Below are 14,632 nucleotides of genomic sequence, written 5' to 3'. Positions count from 1 at the left end.
GTCTCGATCGATCTCAGCGCCGCCCGACCGCCGACCCGCTGAAGCGGCCGGCGCCCGGAGCGTCCTCGGATGAGCCGGCCTGGAAGCGGGTCGCCACCGCGCCGGCGGGGGCGGCGACGAGGCCGGCGGGCGGGGTGCCGCTCTTGGGCCGCTGGACGATGCGGATCGTCGCGGCCTCGGCCGCCGGCGCGGCCGCCGCGGCGCTGAACAGGGCGCGCAGCTGCGCCTTCGAATCGGTTGGCGCCGGCGCCGGCGGCACGGGCGTCGCCCGGGGGCGCGGCTGGAGCATGGCGCCGAGGGCCGCCGGGTCGGCATCGGCCGAGGCGACCTGGATCGAAGCCGGGCGGGCGGGGGGCAGCGGCACGGTGACCGGCGGCGGGCTCGCGACCAGCGCCTCCGCCAGGGCGGCGAATTCCGACGGGCGCCGGGGCGGCAGCGGGGTTCTGGCCGGCATCTCGGGCGCCGGCTCGGTGCGCGCCTCCGGCTCGGCCGCGACGGCGGCCGGAGCGGCCTCCGGCGGAACGGGCGCCGGCTCCGGCAAGGCGGCCTGGCGAGGCGCGGCCGGCGGCAGCAGGGCGGCGGGTGCGGCCGGCGCCGCGTAGGCCAGGGCATCTCGGGCGAGAACTTCCCGCGTGCCGGCATCCTCCGGCTGGGCGCTGGCGAGCGCCACCGGGCGGACACGGCCCGCGCGCCCGGACAGGACCACCGGGGCGGGCGGCGGGGCGGCGGGCTTCGCGCCGCCGAACAGCATGGCGAAGAATTGTCCGACGACGTTCGGGCTGTCCTCCTCGTCCGCCGCCGCGATCGCCTGGCTCACGCCCATCACGCTGCCGCCGCGGGCCAGGATCTCCGCCCTGGCGCTCTCGTAGCCCGGCATCGGACGGCCGTCAGCCGGCAGGTGGACGGTGCGCCCGTCCGGGAACAGGCGGGCGAGCTGGTCGTGGCTCATCCGCGGCCAGGAGCGCACCGAGCCGACGTCGAGATGGACGAAGGGGCTGTTGGCCTGCGGGTACCAGCCGACGCCGCCGCGCTGCATCCGCATGCCGATCGCCCGGATCTGGTCGATCGAGACGTCGGCGAGGTAGAAATCCATCGCCTTGCCGAGCATGTGCTGGCTGTGCTCGGCCACCGCGCGGGAGCGCCGGCGCAGGGCGGCGTTGGTCTTCGGCGAGCGATAGGCCGAGACGACGTGGATCGCGTCCTGCGAGCCAACGGCGCGGTGGGCCTCCCACACCACGTCGAACAGGCGCGGATCCATCTTGGTCGGCTCGTCGAGGCGCCAGTCGCGCAGGAGCCAGTTCAGCTGCTCGAGGGCGGCCCGGTCGTAACGCCCGTCACGCTTGAACGTGATCGCGGCGCTCTCCTTGGTGTGCTCGTGGAAGATCGCGATCGTGCGGGTGTCACCGTTGGCGACCGCGTCCTGCGTGCCGCTGGTCGATCCGAGCACGGCCGTCAGGCAGGCCATCAGCGCCAGGGCGCCGCGACGGCAGGAGCGGGAGGAGCGGGTTCCCCGGGCCGGGTCGGCCGCCCCGCGGCCGGCACGCTTGAGCGCTCGCACGATCCCTCATCCTCGCTCGGGCCGCGTGGCCGCCATGGTGAACGCAAGGTTGCCGAAAACCGTCAACAAACGGTTATCGGGTCCCCGCGACAGGGTTGGCCGCAGGGCTAAGCCGCAACCGTGGCGAAAATCGGCCCGGCTTCACGATCCCGTGCGCGGAGCCGGGGGATGGGTACGGCGCCCAGTGGCGCTCATCCTGCCTGCGTGTCGGTCGCCCGCTCCATCAGCGGCGCGAGCCAGCGGGCCGCGAATGGATCGCCGCAGGTGCCGTGGAGCGACGGGCGCAGCCGCAGCAGCACCTGGATCACGGCCGTGTGCAGCCCGGTGCAGGCGCTCCACGCCACGCCCGAACCCGGATGGGCGAGAAGCAGGGCGGCCAGGGTCTCCGCCTCCTCCACCGGGCAGGTGCCTTCGAGGTGGATCAGGTCTCCGTCGCGGCGCACGCTCACGGCATCCCCTCCCCTCGCTCTTGCCCCTGCCTCTCCCCGACCAGGGATTCCGGATCGAGCACCAGCAGCACCTGGCCGTCACCGGTGAGCGTGGTCCCGGCGAGGCCCGGCAGGGCGGCGAGGCCCGGCAACGGCCGCACCAGCCCGTCGAGGCGGCCGGCGAAGCGGTCGACCTCGATCGCGGCGCGCTCGTCGCCGAGCCGCAGCACCGCCAGCCGGGCCTCCGCGGGCGCCGTCTCGCGGGGCAGGTCGAGCAGGTCGGCGAGGTGCAGCACCGGCACCGTCCGGTCGCGCAGGACCGTGGCGGTGCCGAGGCCGTGGTCGCGGATGCGCGCCCGCGGCACCCGGGCGAGCTCGTCCACGGCCTCCATCGGCAGGCCGTAGAGCTCCGGCCCGATCCCGACCAGGAGCAGCCGGGCGAGGGACTGGGCCCGGGGCAGGATCAACCGGACCGTGGTGCCCTCCCCGATCCGGCTCTCGACCGTGCAGCGGCCGCCGAGGCGCGAAACGGCCTCCCGCACCGCGTCCATGCCGACGCCGCGGCCGGAGACGGCGCCGACCTCGGCCGCGGTCGAGAAGCCGGGGGCGAAGATCAGGTCGATCAGCCCCGCCTCGTCGAGGGCCGCGAGGGCGGCGGGCGCCACCAGCCCGCGGGCGGCGGCACGGGCGCGGATGAAGGCGGGGTCGAGGCCGCCCCCGTCATCCGAGACCGAGACGACGACCCGCTCGCCCCGGCTCTCGGCCCGCAGGACGATCCGGCCTGACCGCGGCTTGCCGGCGCGGGCCCGCGCCTCGGGCGACTCGATGCCGTGGTCGGCGGCGTTGCGCAGGAGGTGCAGCAAGGGCTCGAACAGCCCCTCGGCCACGTCTCGGTCGACCTCGGTCGCCTCGCCCTCCAGGCTCAGCGTCACCTCCTTGCCGAGCTGACGGGCCATGTCTCGCAACGGGCGCGGGAAGCGGCGGAAGACCCGCGCCAGGGGCTGGAGCCTCAGGCCCACCGCCTCGCGGTGCAGCTCGGCGGAGAGCCGTCCGATGCGCTCGTCGCTCGCCCGCAAGGCAGGGAGAAGGCCAGCGAGGTCGGCCCCGGACGCGGCCCGGGCGACGACCGCGCCGAGGGCCGCGCGGGCGGTGGCGAGATCGTCGGCCAGGGCCACCAGGGCATCGATCCGGCCCGCATCGACCCGCAGGGACCGGGGTGCCGCGTCGGCACCGGAGGTGGATTCAGGCGAGGCCGGCTCGGCATCCGGCGCCGGCTCGCCCGCGGACGGCGCCAGGGTCGCCACCGTGACCTGATCGCGCACTAGACGGAATACCGCGTCGACCTCTGCCGGCGGATCGGCGGTGAGCAGCGTCACGACGAGGTTGCAGGCGAAGACGTCGATGGTCTCCGCCGGCGGCCAGGGGGTGGCGGGGGCGAGATCGAGGGCGAGCAGCCCGGGCAGCCGGCGCACCAGGCCGAGGGGGTCGTCGCCGGCAAAGAAGCAATCGGCCCGCGGGACGTAGCGCAGGGCGGTGACGGCGCCGTCCGGCCGCTCGCGCACGGTGGCGAGGAGGCCGGCGGCCCAGTCGGGCGCCAAGCTGGGGATTCGGCCGGGCATCTGGCCGGCCGGCGCCGGATCGGGCGCCCCGCCCGCCGGTGCCAGCAGGCTCCGGTACCCCTCGACGAGCCGGGCCGATTCCGCCGCGGCGCCGGCCGGGAGCGCCCCGGTCGCAGCGATCGCCTCGGTCCAGCGCGCCGCGGCGTCGAGGGCGGCGAGCGACAGGTCGACGAGGCCGGGACCGGTCTCGAGCCGGCCGGCGCGGGCGGCGTCGAGCCCGTCCTCGGCGGCGTGCAGGACGGCGAGCATGTCCGGCCAGTCGAACAGGGCAGCCGAGCCCTTGAGGGTGTGGACGGCGCGAAATACCCGGTTCAGCACGGCCGGATCGGCGGCGCCGTCGAGCGCCAGCAGGTCCTCGGCCGCGGCCTGGACCAGCTCGCGCGCCTCGGCCACGAAATCGGCGACGAAATCCGTCACCAGGTCGCCGGTGGAGCGCGTGTCAGTCATGCGCGTCCTCCGGGCGCTGGTAGACGATCGCGTCGGGGAAGCGGCGGGTGCGGAACCGCGACGGGATGCGAGCCATCGACTCGGTGTGGCCGAGGCAGAGGAAGCCGCCCGGCCGCAGGGCGGCGAACAGGTTGGCGGCGGCGATCCGTCGCGACGCGTCGTCGAAGTAGATCAGGACGTTGCGGCAGAACACGATGTCGAAGCGACCTTCCTGTGCCATCCCCGCCGCATCGACGAGGTTGCGGCGGCTGAAGCGCACCGAGCCGCGCAGCTCCGGCAGGATGCGCCAGGACGGCCCGGCGGACGTCCCCTCTTCCGCCGTGAAGTAGCGCGACACCAGCGCGGGCGGCAGCCGGCCGAGCGCCCGAGCGCCGTAGCGCCCCGCCGCGGCCGCGGCGAGCGCCCGCGTGTCGATGTCCGAGCCGACGATCTCGATCTCCCAGGCATCGACCGCGGGCCAGTGCTCGAGGAGCCAGATCGCCAGCGAATAGGGCTCCTCGCCCGTCGCGCAGGGCATCGACCAGATCCGGATCGGGTCGTCGGGCGCCCGCCCGGCGGTGACGGCGCCCATCAGCGACCCGGAGAGGCAGTGCAGCTGGTGCGCCTCGCGGTTGAAGTAGGTCTCGTTGACCGTGAAGGCGTTGACGAAATGCTGCACCTCGCCGTCCGCATCGGCCCGCAGCCGGGCGAGATAGGCCGGCAGGGCGTCCGCTCCGGTGGCACGCATCCGCTCCAGCACCCGGCGCTCGATGAAGGCGCGCCGGTTCCCCGGCACCAGGATGCCGGTCTGCCGGTAGAGCAGATCGCAGACCCGCGCCAAGTCGGCCTCACCGAGGAAGTCGGGCTCATCGAGGGTCATGCGACGAGAGCCGTCAGTTCGGCCGCGATCGCCTCCAGCGGGGCGATCACGCTGGCGCCCCCGGCCCGCACCAATTCGCCCGGCATGCCCCAGACCACCGCCGTCGCTTCCGCCTCGGCGATGGTGCGCCCGCCGCGGGCCCGCAGGGCCGCCATGGTGCGGGCGCCGTCGCGGCCCATGCCGGTCATCAGTACCCCGACGAGCTGCCGCGGCGGCACGAGGCCGAGGGCACTCTCCACCAGGCGGTCGACGCTCGGATGCCAGGGGTAGTCGGCCTTGGCCGGGGCCGGGGCCGCCATCAGGCCGCCGGGCCGGCGCACCACGATCACGTCGGCGTCGCCGCGCCCGACATAGACCCGCCCCGGGACCAGGGGCACGGGCACCGTCACCTCCTGCACCGCGAGCGCGCAGATCCCGTCGAGCCGCCGAGCGAGCGGACCGGTGAAGGTCGACGGCATGTGCTGGGCGACGACGATCGGCCAGGGAAAGTCCGCGGTCAGCTCGCTCAGGAGGGCGGTCAGGGCGGGCGGCCCCCCGGTCGAGGCTCCGACGAGGACGAGGCCGCCGGCCGGATCCGCCGGCAAGTCTGGAGCCGGGTCCGGGTTCGTCCGATGCGGCGCCGGGCGCGCCGCCGGCACGGGACGCGGCGCGAGATCGGCATGGCGGGTGCGCAGGCGCGCCGTGAGGCCGAGGGCGGTGCGCGGCCGGGCCCGGGCCGCCGCCCGCACCGTCTGCACCAGCACCGGGGCGAACCGGTCGATCTCCAGCGACACCGCGCCGGCGGGCTTCTCCAGGACGTCGACCGCGCCCCGCGCAAGCGCCTCAAGGCTCGCCTCGGCCCCTTCCCCGGTGAGGGAGGACAGCATCACCACCGGGCAGGGCCGCTCCAGCATGATCCGGTCGAGGCATGCGAGCCCGTCGAGGCCCGGCATGGTCACGTCGAGGGTCACCACGTCCGGCGCGAAGCGCGGCAGGAGGTCGAGGGCTTCCAGCCCGTCGCGGGCGAAGGCCAGATCGAAATCGCCCTCGGCGGCGAAGATGGCGCCCAGAACCTTGCGCATCAGGGCCGAGTCGTCGACCACGAGGAGGCGGATCATGCGGCGGACCTCCCGGCGAACGCGGCGCGGCCGAGCAGCGCTGCGGGATCGATCAGCGGCAGCGGCCCGTCCGGAAGGTCGGCCACCCGGGTCAGCGCGGCGCCAAGCGCCTCCGGCGCCGGCCGGATCGCCCCGGCCTCCGGCCGCACCAGCCGCGCCGCGCCGTCGACGAGGAGGCCGGCCAGCAAGCCCCCGGCCTCGACCACCACGAGGCGTCGGCGCCGGGTCTCGGCACCGGACGCGGACGCCGCGTGATCGAGGCCGAGGCGCCGGTGCAGGTCGAGGACCGGCAGCGCTCCGCCGCGTACCGCCAGCATCCCGGCGAGGCCGGCGGGCGCTCCGGGCACCCGCGTGAGCGCATCCGGCGCCCGCTGAACCCGGCGCACCATCCCGACGGGCAGGCCGTAGGCGCGCCCCGCGAGGTCGACCACCACGATCGGCTCGGTGCCGGCAGCGACGGGGTCTTCTCGTGGCTGCTCCGGCTCGGCTGTGGCGGCCAGGGCCTGCGGCGACAGCAGGCAGACGAGAGTCCCGTCGTCGAGGCGGACGAAGCCGGCAGCCAGCCCGTCGCGGCGCAGGGCCCGGGGCACCGGGTCGATCGCCTCCGGGCTCACGCGCAGCACCGGCCCGACCCGCTCGGCCACCAGACCGATGCCGCGGAGCACCGCGACCCGGGTGCCGGCAGCGGCTCCGAGCCCGAGCCGGGCGGAGAGGGAGAGGAGCGGCAGCGCCCGCCCGCACCACGGCATCGCGCCGAGGGACGCAGATCCGGCTTCGGGGACCGACGTGAGGGTCTGCGGCGGTCGTGTCACCGCCTCGACCGCGTCGAGCGGCAGGGCGTAGGACCGCCCCGCGACCGTGAGCGCCAGAAGGGCGATCTTCGGTGTGGACCGCGGCGATGACGGCCCGACGGCTGCGCCCCGGGCGGTCGAGTCGGCGGATCCCGCCGCCCGCCGGGGCAGGAGGCCTGCGACGAGACCCGGCAGGTCGAGGATCGCGGCCCCACCCGGATCCGCCGCGAGGCCGACGACGCGAGCGACGAGGAGCCCGACCGTCTCGCCCGCCTCGGCCAGCACCATCCGGCCCGGGGGCACCGGGCTCGCGGCCGGTGCGAGCAGCCGGGCGAGGTCGAGGACCGGGAGCGTGGTGCCGCGCCGGTCGGCGAGGCCGACGAGGGAGGCCGGCGCCCCCGGCACCCGGGTCAGGGCCGGGACCGGCGCCAGGGCGCGCACTCGCTCCGCCGGAAGGGCGACGCGCGTGCCGTCTTCGTCGAGCGCGACGAGGAGGAAGCGACCCGGCCCGGCCTCAGCCATCCGCGCCCTGCAGCTCGTCGGCCAGCAGCGCGATCTCCTCGACCGCCGCCGCCAGATCCTCGGCTCCGCGGGCCTGCTGGCGGGCGGCGGTGGCGGCCTCGCTCGAGGCGCGGTCGGCCTCCTCGGCGGCCGCGGCGATCTGGCGGGCGCCCGCCGCGATACCGGCGGCGGCGGTCAGGATGGCGTCGGCCCCGCCGGCGATCTCGCGGTTGGCTTGTTCCAGCTCCGCCACGTCGGTCGCGACCGCGGCGAGGCCCGCCATCAGGGCGCGGTTCTTCGCCACCTCGGCCTCGGCGGTCGCCACCGAGCGTTCGAGGGCGCGGCGCAGGGCGGCGGCGCCGTCCCGGATCGTCCGCAGCGTGAAGCGGATCCGCTCGGCGCCGGCGCTAGCGTCGCGCGACAGCGCCCGGATGTCGGCCGAGACTAGCGCGAAGCCCTGGCCCGCCTCGCCGGCCCGGGCGGCCTCGATCGCGCCGCTCACCGCCAGCATGCCGATCTGCACCGCCACGAGGGCGATGCCCTCCACGATCGTCTCGATGCGCCCGGTGCCCGCCTCGATCGTGCCGAGGCGGTCGAGGGAGGCGCGCATCCCATCGAGGGCCTGCCCGACCCCGTCGGCGAGGGCACCGAGGGTGGCGCGGGCCTCGCTCAGGGTCTCGGCGAGGCCTGCGACCTGCGCCAGGGCGAGATCGGCGCCGGTCCGGGCCTCCGCGGCCGCGCGCTCGATCTCCGCCATGGCGGCGGCGGATTGCCGGGCCGCGGCGCTCTGGAGGGTCAGGCCGCGGCTGATCTGCTCGATGGCGGCGAGGATCTCGGCGGCGGCGCCGGACAATTCCTGAATCGAGGCCGAGAGCGCGTCGGCAGCGCCCCCGATGTCGTCCGCGCTCGCATGCCCGGCGCTGTCCCGCAGGGTCTCGGCCAGAGCCGCCAAGGCCTCGGCGGTGACCTGGCCCTGGTCGAGGGCCTCAGTCTGCTGGGCCACCGCGCGTTGCGCCTCCTCGGCCGCGGCGGACTGCTCCTCGGCCGCGGCCGCGACCTGCTCGGCGCCTCTCTGCGCCTCGTGGGTCGTGGCCTCCGCCCGGAGCGCCGCCGCCAGGATGTCCTGCGCGCCCTCCGCCAGGGTCCCGAGATCGGCCCGTGCCGCCTCGAGCTGCCGGGCGACGCGCCCGCCCGAGGCGGCTTCCGCCTCCGCCCGCGCGGCGGCGTCCCGGATCGCGGCGCCGAGCGCCCGGATCTCGCCCCGGATCGCCTCGGCCCGCTCCCGCACCTCCCCGGCCGCCGCCTCCGCGGTCTCGGCGAGGGCTCGCACCTCGTCGGCGACGACCGTGAAGCCGCGGCCGTGCTCCCCGGCCCGGGCCGCCTCCAGGGCGGCGTTGAGGGCGAGAAGCCCGGTCTGGTCCGCGATCCCCCCGACCGTGCCGGTGACCTCGCCGATGCTCGCAGCCCCGCGGTCGAGCTCGTCGACGATGACGACGGTCACGGCCTGCCGCCCGGCCTCGGCCTCGATCGCCGCGACCGACTGGGTCGCCTGGGCGCCGGCCTCGGCGAGCACGGACTGAAACGCGGCGGTGCGCTGGCGCGCCAGGTCGGCCCGTTCCCGCGCCTCGCCGAAGCGCCCGACGATCGCCGCCACCGCGGCGAGGGATTCCTGCGCGGCGCCGGCGGCCTCCTCGGCCCCGCCGGCGATCTGCTCCATCGCCCGGCGCAGCTCCTCGGCCGCCGCCGAGGCCTCGGTGACGCCCGCCGCCAGCTCCTCGGTGGCGGCGCCCAGGCGCTCGGTCGCCTTCTGCCGGCGCGTTCCCGCCCGCTCGCGCGTGCGGACGCGCCGGGGCGCGGGTGCGGGACCCTGCACCGCGTCCGGCAGCTCGGACGCACCGTCCCGGGCCGCGAGCTTCGCCTTCTTCACCAATGCCATCGCAGCCTGAAACCCGCTCGCGCCTGCGCCGGTGTGCCGGAGGTGGCGGGCGGGGGCAAGCGCGCTGGGGCGATCGGGCTGGGGAGGATGGTGCCGGCTCCCGCCTCTTCCCGCCGCAGGCCGATCGGGATTGCGCGAGTTAGGGCTTCCTTAACCACGAGCCGCGATGGTCCGCTCAACTGAACACCGAGGAGGTCGGGATGGATCACTTCGAAACGAGCATCCGCGAGCGGGCCTACGCCCTGTGGGAGCGGGACGGCCGCGCGCCGGGCCGCGACGAGCATTACTGGCATCTCGCCGAGCAGGAGCTGGCTCACCAGGAGCCGGCCGAGCGCGAGCTGCGGACCGCGACCGAGGCGCCGGCCGCCGCGGAGGCGATCGCCGCCAAGCCCGCGCGCAAGCCGGCGGCCCGCAAGCCGGCCGCGGCCAAGAGCGCCGTTGCCAAGAGCGCCGTTGCCAAGACGGTGGCCGAGGTGGTCGAGGCCGCGGCGAAGCCGGCACCGCGCCGGCGTCGCGCCGCTGCGGCCGGCGAGAACGTCACCACCCATTGATCGCGTCGGGCGCAGCCGCGCCCGACCGGCTTCAGCCCCTTCCGCCCTGCGGGAGGGGCTTTTCATCGGCCGCGACCCGGACCGGCACCGTGCCGCGGCGGACCCGCCACAGCGCGCCGACGAGGGCGACGTTGATCACGCCCAAGACCGCCAGCGCCGCCAGCGTCGCGTCGGCGCCCGCATGGGCGATGAGGTAGGCCGCGGCGGACGGCGCGAGGGCCTGGGCGGCGAGGCTCGGCTTCGCCAACCGGCCGAGCAGGGCCGCGTAGCGATCGGGTCCGAACAGGGCGAGCGGCAGGGTGCCGCGACCGATCGAGTAGAGCCCGTTGCCGGCGCCGTAGATCACCAGCACCAGTCCCGGCGCCGGCAGCCCGCTCCACAGCAGCACCAGTCCGACCGCCATCAGCACCACCGCGACGGTGAGCGTCCAGATCGGGTGGTGCCGGCTGCGATTGGCCACTTCGAGGAGCCGCGCCCCGACCTGCGACGGCCCGACCAGGGTGCCGAGGGACACCGCCCCCGCCAGCGACAGGCCGCGATCCTGCAGCAGGGTCAGCAGGTGGACGGAGACGATCGAGGTGGTGATGCCGGTGCAGGTCACCACCGCGGCGAGGACGAGGAAGACCGGCCGCTCCGCGGCGTCGAGCGACACCGTATCCGGTCGGTTGCCCGCCGTCACCGGCCGCGGGGCGGCGCGCGGGATCAGCCCGAGGATCAGCGGCAGGCACACGCCGAGCTGCAGCGCGGCATAGGTCAGGCAGGTGCCGCGCCAGCCGAGATGCGCGAGCAGGAAGGCCGAGAGCGGCCAGCACAGGGTGCTGGAGAAGCCGCCCCACAGGGTCAGCGCCGTGATCGCCGGGCGCGCATCGGCGCCGTAGAGCCGCCCGAGGGTGGCGAAGGCGGCGTCGTAGAGCCCCGACCCCATCCCGGCGCCGATCACCAGCCAGGCGAGGCCGAAGACCGGCAGGTTCGGCGCGAGCGCCAGCAGCACGAGCCCGGTGGCGAGGAGCAGACCCGAGACCGCCAGGACCGGCCGCCCGCCGTGGCGGCCGATCATCCGGCCGGCATGCGGCGCGACGAGGCCCGCCGTCAGCATGCCGGCGGTGAGGCTGCCGAAGATCCACGGCAGCCCCCAGCCGGTCTCCGCCGCGATCGACGGCCCGAGCACCGTCAGCAGGTAGTAGCTGCAGCCCCAGGCGAGGATCTGCACGATGCCGAGGGCGGAGATGACCCGCCAGCGCCCTTGCGAGATCATCGGACCATCACGCCGTGGCGACCCGGCGCCCGTGCTCGTCGATCACGCGCTCGCCGTCCTCCTTCACGAACTCGCCCTGTTGCGGCGGCAGCAGGTTCAGCACCCGTTCGGAGGGGCGGCACAGACGCACGCCGCGGGGGCTCGCCACCAGCGGGCGTTCGAGCAGGACCGGATGGGCGGCGATCGCGTCGAGGAGCTGGTCGTCGGAGAGGCCTTCGTCGTCGAGGCCGAGCGCGGCGTAGGGCGTGCCCTTGTTCCGCAGCACGTCGCGCACCGTGAGGCCGGCCCGGGCGAGGAGCCGGCGCAGCAGGTCCCGCGTCGGCGGGGTCTTCAGGTACTCGACGACGTGAGGCTCGAGGCCGGCATTGCGGATCATCGCCAGCACGTTGCGCGACGTGCCGCAGGCCGGGTTGTGATAGATCACGACGTCCATGGGCGGCGGCCTCCCGCGGCGGGCGGGCCGCCACCGGCGCCCTTCTCCCGCATCCTTTGCCAATCTCTAACGAGTTCGCGGGACACTCGTCCACAGGAGTCCGGCGGGGTTGTGGAACATCTCCGGAACGCCCATCTAAGATGCTGATTTGCCTCGCCTTCCGCGGGTGACGCTGGCACCCGGGGCGCAAATCGGCTAAGCCGTCCGGCGAGAGAGTGTGAGCCCGCGCGGGCCGCGACGAGAGACAGACCTTGGCAGAGAACGACCCGACCGGCGCACCGCCGCCCGCGACCGACATCAAGCCCGTCTCGATCACCGACGAGATGCGCCAGTCCTACCTGGCCTACGCGATGAGCGTCATCGTCAGCCGGGCCCTGCCGGACGCGCGCGACGGCCTCAAGCCGGTGCACCGCCGCATCCTGTACTCCATGTACGAGAACGGCTACCTGCCGGACCGCAAGTACGTGAAGTCGGCCCGCATCGTCGGCGACGTGATGGGTCAGTATCACCCGCACGGTGACCAGTCGATCTACGACGCCCTCGTCCGCATGGCCCAAGACTTCGCCATGCGGCTGATGCTGGTGGACGGTCAGGGCAACTTCGGCTCGATCGACGGCGACCCGCCGGCGGCGATGCGCTACACCGAGTCGCGCCTTGCGAAACCGTCGATGGCGCTGCTCGAGGACATCGACAAGGACACCGTCGACTTCAACCCGAACTACGACGAGTCGAAGGACGAGCCGGCGGTCCTGCCCGCCCGCTTCCCGAACCTCCTCGTCAACGGCGCCGGCGGCATCGCGGTCGGCATGGCGACCAACATCCCGCCGCACAATCTCGGCGAGGTGATCGACGGCTGCATCGCCCTCATCGACGATCCGGCGATCACCATCGAGGGCCTGAACGACATCATCCCGGGGCCGGACTTCCCCACCGGCGGCTCGATCCTCGGGCGCTCGGGCACCCGCTCGGCCTACATGACCGGGCGCGGCTCGGTGATCATGCGGGCGAAGTCCCACATCGAGGAGTTGCGCAAGGAGCGCGAGGCGCTGATCTTCACCGAGATCCCGTATCAGGTGAACAAGGCCTCGCTGGTCGAGAAGATCGCCGATCTGGTGCGCGAGAAGCGCGTCGAGGGCATCGCCGACCTGCGCGACGAATCCGACCGCGACGGCATGCGCATCGTCGTCGAGCTGAAGCGCGACGCCGTCGCCGACGTGGTGCTGAACCAGCTCTACCGCTACACCCCGCTGCAGACGAGCTTCGGCTGCAACATGGTGGCGCTGAACGGCGGCCGGCCCGAGCTCCTGAACCTCAAGGACCTGATCCAGGCCTTCATCGACTTCCGCGAGGAGGTCGTCTCCCGCCGCACGAAGTTCCTCTTGAACAAGGCGCGCGAGCGCGCCCACGTCTTGTGCGGCCTCGCCATCGCGGTCGCCAACATCGACGAGGTGATCCGGCTGATCCGCACCTCGCCCGATCCGAACACCGCCCGCGAGGCCCTGATGGCCCGCGACTGGCCGGCGGAGGACATCGCGCCGCTGATCGCGCTGGTGGACGATCCGCGCCACCGGGTGAGCGAGAACGGCACCTACCGCCTGTCCGAGACCCAGGCCCGTGCCATCCTCGACCTGCGCCTGCAGCGCCTGACCGCCCTCGGCCGCGACGAGATCGGCGACGAGCTGAAGCGCCTCGCCGACGAGATCGCCGACTACCTCGACATCCTGCGCTCGCGCGCCCGCATCATGGGCATCGTCAAGCACGAGCTGGCCGAGGTGCGGGCCGAGTACGCCACCCCGCGCAAGACCGAGATCCTCGACTGGGATTCCAGCGTCGAGGACGAGGACCTGATCCAGCGCGAGGACATGGTCGTGACCGTGTCCCACGCCGGCTACATCAAGCGGGTGCCGCTCTCGACCTACCGGGCCCAGCGCCGCGGCGGCAAGGGCCGGGCCGGCATGTCGATGCGCGACGAGGACTTCGTCACCCGCCTGTTCGTCGCCAACACCCACACCCCGGTGCTGTTCTTCTCCTCGCAGGGCCAGGCCTACAAGGAGAAGGTGTGGCGGCTGCCGCTCGCGGCGCCGAACGCCCGCGGCAAGGCCCTCGTCAACATCCTGCCCCTCGACCAGGGGGCGGAGCGCATCACCACCATCATGCCGCTGCCCGAGGACGAGGCGTCCTGGGAGACCCTCGACGTGATGTTCGCCACCGCCTCCGGCAGCGTGCGGCGCAACAAGCTGTCCGACTTCGTGCAGGTGAACCGCAACGGCAAGATCGCCATGAAGCTCGACGAGGGCGACCACATCGTCCATGTCGAGATCTGCACCGAAGCCGACGACGTGCTGCTGACCACGGCGGCGGGCCAGTGCATCCGCTTCCCCGTCACCGACGTCCGGGTGTTCAAGGGCCGCGACTCGACCGGCGTGCGCGGCATCAACCTGGGCAAGAACGACCACGTCATCTCGATGACGATCCTGCGCCACTTCGAAGCCTCGCCCGAGGAGCGCCAGGCCTACCTGAAGCGGGCCAATGCCGACCGGCGCGCCACCGGCGAGGCGATCGAGCTGCCGGCGGCGCCGGAGCCCGAGGCCGAGGAGGCCGCGGCCTCGATCGACCTCGATCAGGACCGCTACATCGTCATGGGGGCGGCGGAGCAATTCGTCCTCACCCTGTCGGAGCGCGGCTACGGCAAGCGCACCTCGTCCTTCGAGTACCGGATCTCCGGCCGCGGCGGGAAGGGCATCAAGGCGATGGAGGTCAACACCCGCAACGGCAGCCTCGTCGCCTCCTTCCCGGTCGAGACCAGCGACCAGATCATGCTGGTCACTGACGCCGGCAAGCTGATCCGCGTTCCGGTGGACGACATCCGGGTGGTCGGCCGCGCCTCGCAGGGCGTCACGGTGTTCAACACCGACAAGACCGAGAAGGTGGTGTCGGTGGAGCACATCGAGGGCGAGGGCGAGGCGGACGCCGAGATCGAGGGGGATGGTGGGGAGGTCGAGGGGGGCTGATCGTCCTGCTCGGCCGGCTAGGCTCCCAATATTCGAGAGCAGCGCGATTCCCCTCTCCCGTATGGGAGAGGGGTTAGGGGTGAGGGTGGCGCGCTTCCGTGTAAAGCGCCGAGCGCCGTGCTGGCAGCTCGACGTACGGTACTTGA

General features: G+C 74.4%; 11 protein-coding genes. 2 read left to right on the top strand and 9 right to left on the bottom strand.

The window, feature by feature from the left end; genetic code table 11:
* Positions 1-13 precede the first annotated feature (13 nt).
* The 7 genes from MFF64_RS13485 to MFF64_RS13455 all read right to left on the bottom strand — a co-directional run bounded on the left by MFF64_RS13485 (position 14) and on the right by MFF64_RS13455 (position 9,236).
* Complete coding sequence (locus tag MFF64_RS13485; protein ID WP_099898780.1) at positions 14-1,465, bottom strand: peptidoglycan L,D-endopeptidase MepK; 1,452 nt, start codon at positions 1,463-1,465, stop codon at positions 14-16.
* 284 nt (positions 1,466-1,749) lie between these two features.
* On the bottom strand, positions 1,750-2,007 hold the full coding sequence (locus MFF64_RS13480; protein WP_099898769.1) for a hypothetical protein: 258 nt from the start codon (positions 2,005-2,007) through the stop codon (positions 1,750-1,752).
* Positions 2,004-4,052: a chemotaxis protein CheA gene (locus MFF64_RS13475; protein WP_238191184.1), complete on the bottom strand. Its 2,049-nt coding sequence runs from the start codon at positions 4,050-4,052 to the stop codon at positions 2,004-2,006. Before MFF64_RS13475 ends, MFF64_RS13480 begins: the two co-directional genes overlap by 4 nt.
* Positions 4,045-4,911 (bottom strand): CheR family methyltransferase, encoded by an 867-nt coding sequence (locus MFF64_RS13470; RefSeq protein ID WP_238191182.1) that lies wholly within the window; start codon positions 4,909-4,911, stop codon positions 4,045-4,047. Before MFF64_RS13470 ends, MFF64_RS13475 begins: the two co-directional genes overlap by 8 nt.
* Positions 4,908-6,008: a chemotaxis-specific protein-glutamate methyltransferase CheB gene (gene cheB / locus MFF64_RS13465; protein WP_099905623.1), complete on the bottom strand. Its 1,101-nt coding sequence runs from the start codon at positions 6,006-6,008 to the stop codon at positions 4,908-4,910. Before cheB ends, MFF64_RS13470 begins: the two co-directional genes overlap by 4 nt.
* Positions 6,005-7,321: a chemotaxis protein CheW gene (locus tag MFF64_RS13460; protein WP_099905621.1), complete on the bottom strand. Its 1,317-nt coding sequence runs from the start codon at positions 7,319-7,321 to the stop codon at positions 6,005-6,007. Before MFF64_RS13460 ends, cheB begins: the two co-directional genes overlap by 4 nt.
* Entirely contained in the window at positions 7,314-9,236 is a 1,923-nt protein-coding gene (locus MFF64_RS13455) for a methyl-accepting chemotaxis protein (protein WP_099905619.1), read from the bottom strand. The genes MFF64_RS13460 and MFF64_RS13455 overlap by 8 nt, the downstream gene beginning before the upstream one ends.
* A gap of 200 nt (positions 9,237-9,436) precedes the next feature.
* Here MFF64_RS13455 and MFF64_RS13450 point away from each other — a divergent pair, with 200 nt between their 5' ends.
* The gene (locus MFF64_RS13450) at positions 9,437-9,787 is read left to right on the top strand and encodes a DUF2934 domain-containing protein (RefSeq protein WP_099905617.1); all 351 of its coding nucleotides are present in this window, start codon (positions 9,437-9,439) and stop codon (positions 9,785-9,787) included.
* 31 nt (positions 9,788-9,818) lie between these two features.
* On the opposite strand, the gene MFF64_RS13445 is transcribed toward MFF64_RS13450, so the two are convergent.
* Entirely contained in the window at positions 9,819-11,042 is a 1,224-nt protein-coding gene (locus MFF64_RS13445; RefSeq protein WP_238191180.1) for an MFS transporter, read from the bottom strand.
* 7 nt (positions 11,043-11,049) lie between these two features.
* On the bottom strand, positions 11,050-11,475 hold the full coding sequence (gene arsC, locus MFF64_RS13440) for an arsenate reductase (glutaredoxin) (protein WP_238191178.1): 426 nt from the start codon (positions 11,473-11,475) through the stop codon (positions 11,050-11,052).
* 251 nt (positions 11,476-11,726) lie between these two features.
* Between arsC and gyrA the strand changes: the two genes are divergently transcribed.
* The gene (gyrA, locus tag MFF64_RS13435) at positions 11,727-14,486 is read left to right on the top strand and encodes a DNA gyrase subunit A (RefSeq protein WP_238191176.1); all 2,760 of its coding nucleotides are present in this window, start codon (positions 11,727-11,729) and stop codon (positions 14,484-14,486) included.
* Positions 14,487-14,632: the final 146 nt, after the last annotated feature.

This window comes from Methylobacterium frigidaeris (genome assembly GCF_022179185.1).
In the GTDB taxonomy this organism is placed as follows: Bacteria; Pseudomonadota; Alphaproteobacteria; order Rhizobiales; family Beijerinckiaceae; genus Methylobacterium; species Methylobacterium frigidaeris.
Note: the sequence above shows the minus strand (reverse complement) of the source record. Positions and strands in the feature narration are given on the sequence as shown.

Coding starts and splice junctions, on each gene's coding strand:
- MFF64_RS13485 (WP_099898780.1), bottom strand. CDS start 1,465: ATGGCCTGCCTGACGGCCGTGCTCGGATCGACCAGCGGCACGCAGGAC.
- MFF64_RS13475 (WP_238191184.1), bottom strand. CDS start 4,052: ATGACTGACACGCGCTCCACCGGCGACCTGGTGACGGATTTCGTCGCC.
- MFF64_RS13470 (WP_238191182.1), bottom strand. CDS start 4,911: ATGACCCTCGATGAGCCCGACTTCCTCGGTGAGGCCGACTTGGCGCGG.
- cheB (WP_099905623.1), bottom strand. CDS start 6,008: ATGATCCGCCTCCTCGTGGTCGACGACTCGGCCCTGATGCGCAAGGTT.
- MFF64_RS13460 (WP_099905621.1), bottom strand. CDS start 7,321: ATGGCTGAGGCCGGGCCGGGTCGCTTCCTCCTCGTCGCGCTCGACGAA.
- MFF64_RS13455 (WP_099905619.1), bottom strand. CDS start 9,236: ATGGCATTGGTGAAGAAGGCGAAGCTCGCGGCCCGGGACGGTGCGTCC.
- MFF64_RS13450 (WP_099905617.1), top strand. CDS start 9,437: ATGGATCACTTCGAAACGAGCATCCGCGAGCGGGCCTACGCCCTGTGG.
- MFF64_RS13445 (WP_238191180.1), bottom strand. CDS start 11,042: ATGATCTCGCAAGGGCGCTGGCGGGTCATCTCCGCCCTCGGCATCGTG.
- arsC (WP_238191178.1), bottom strand. CDS start 11,475: ATGGACGTCGTGATCTATCACAACCCGGCCTGCGGCACGTCGCGCAAC.